The organism is Helicobacter bilis (assembly GCF_900198365.1).
In the GTDB taxonomy this organism is placed as follows: Bacteria; Campylobacterota; Campylobacteria; order Campylobacterales; family Helicobacteraceae; genus Helicobacter_A; species Helicobacter_A bilis_B.
The window spans coordinates 1-2,188 of sequence record NZ_FZMS01000087.1 but is presented as its reverse complement, the minus strand read 5'-3'; the positions used below and the strand labels follow the sequence as shown (position 1 = coordinate 2,188).

Sequence of the window (2,188 nt, the reverse complement as noted above, 5' to 3'; positions counted from 1 at the left end):
TTTTTCGGGGTTAAGGGGAGCGGGGAGGGGATAAACCCCTTTTTGCGAAAAGAAATATTTTTAAACGACAATACAGAATCAAACAAAGATACTTTGCTTATGCAAGTTATGACAGAGGATTTAAACACCCTTTTAGAATCTCTGCCTACTCCACCAAAAGAAGGCTGGGAATTTAAGAAGCTCGGCGAACTCGGTAAGGTTTGTATGTGTAAAAGGATTATGAAACACGAAACAAACGATAAGGAGGGTATTCCCTTTTACAAAATAGGAACTTTTGGAGCTAAAGCGGATTGTTATATTTCGCAAGAAACCTACGAAAACTACAAGGCAAATTACTCATATCCTAAAAATGGGCAGATTCTTATTTCTGCGGCTGGAACTATTGGCAAGGCAGTAATTTACAATGGAGAACCCGCCTATTTTCAAGATTCTAATATCGTGTGGATTGACACAGATGAAAAAATTGTTTCAAATCGTTTTCTTTTTTATACCTATCAAAATATTGATTGGCAAAGCAAAAGCACGAGAGGTGGGACGATTCTTAGGCTTTACAATGATAACTTAAGAGCTATCCAAATCCCCCTCCCGCCACTTGAAGCACAAGAGAAAATTATATCCGCCATTGAAAGCGTGGAAAATAAAATAACATTGTTTAAAGAGCAAAGTCAAACATTTGAAGACAGAAAAATGCAAGTTTTAAAAAATTTTTTAGTAACAGGTTCTGCTGTATAATGCGTTGAATATTAGATTCTAAACTAGAAGCTTTTATGTGTGATTTTATAGTAATTTAGCTAAATAAATTTAAGCATCCTAAGATTATAAATATTAGAAAAATGTAGAATCTAAAACCAGCTTTTTCGATTCCATGACTACACTCTCCAAGCCCATTCGCCCATTTGCAGTGGTTTTCAGGTTATATTCAAAGATATCATGTATAAATATAGGTATTTGCTATGCATACAGAGGTATTGATAATGTGCCGTATAATAATCGCTATCAAAAAAATCCACGAAATCCAACTTGTATTCTACCAAAACCCTGCATAACACCCAGTGTATTGCCATTTACACCCCCACCAGCCTCAATAAACACACTCGCATGTTCTCCACCATATATATCAGCCCCACCTCCCACAAAGCCTTCCCACGCAAACGGCGATTTAAACATATCCTTTTGTTCTTGCATGGTAAGTCCAAAGCTACCGCTAATAAAGCCATATAATCTAGCCATATTAGAATCTCTTGTTCCACCAAATGTAATTTTTTCTTGCAATAATAAAAGGGAGTTTGTATTTTCTGCTGCATAGGCAAATACGCTTATGTGGTTACGGATAGTAAAGCCTTTTTGTAGTAATGGAAAGCCCACTTCAAAGCCGCCACCAACATGCTTATTATCAAAGGCAACTACACCGCCAAGTGAAAAACCATCTTTTGCCATGCTTACATGAGTAAGACATAAAAATACACCTACATATAAAACGCCTTTATGTGCTTTTTTCATATAAAATCCTTTTTAAGTAAAATCCAAAAGACAGGGCTTTTGGAATCTAAATTTTAAACTACAACCTATCTATATATCGGAAATTTTATTTAAAGTCTAGCATCTTAACAAATTAGAAACTCGAAAAATTAGAATCCTAAATGCAGTCAAGCAGGGTTGCATAGGTTCTAAAGTTTATTGCATGTTGGTCATTTCAACCTTATAGAATCTAAATTCCATACCAAAATTCTAACCGACATTTTTTTCATTGTCAAGTCGCTTTATTTACTCTAAGTCAAAATAAAAAAGGTGGGCTTGGCAAAATGTCCGCTCATTTTAACTGTAATTTATTTGCCTCCAAGTTCCCAAAAAACCGATATTTTCTCTAGTTATGTAAGTTTATAAGAGTTAGCTAGAAAAAATTTTAAAAATTATATGCTTATGTGTAATATTGTAACTTATATAAAGTGAGTTAGCATAAATGGGTAATTGCATTTTATTATAAGAGTAAAAAATCCCCTTGTGTGTTGTGTTGTTTATGATTATAGCATGTCAATAGCCTTTATAATCTAGCTTAAATAAAGCTTTATTTAAAACTTAAGAATAGCTTAAGATTTCATTGTTGGAATTGTAATTCTATCCAAAGTCCGCAAAATAGGGCATAAAATGCGTATGTGTGTCAAAATTTGTGTCATCAGTGTATTTTTTG

General features: G+C 33.9%; 2 protein-coding genes. One reads left to right on the top strand and one right to left on the bottom strand.

Annotated elements, in window-relative coordinates; genetic code table 11:
- A partial coding sequence (locus C6H08_RS10120) for a restriction endonuclease subunit S (protein WP_233708565.1) occupies positions 1-732 on the top strand: 732 nt, incomplete at its 5' end.
- A 264-nt stretch (positions 733-996) separates the two neighbouring features.
- On the opposite strand, the gene C6H08_RS10115 is transcribed toward C6H08_RS10120, so the two are convergent.
- Positions 997-1,500, bottom strand: a complete 504-nt coding sequence (locus C6H08_RS10115; RefSeq protein ID WP_034580202.1) for a hypothetical protein — start codon at positions 1,498-1,500, stop codon at positions 997-999.
- Between the last annotated feature and the right edge of the window lie 688 nt (positions 1,501-2,188).

What these genes read in the sequence shown, in the direction of transcription:
- C6H08_RS10115 (WP_034580202.1), bottom strand. Translation starts at nt 1,500, where the DNA reads ATGAAAAAAGCACATAAAGGCGTTTTATATGTAGGTGTATTTTTATGT.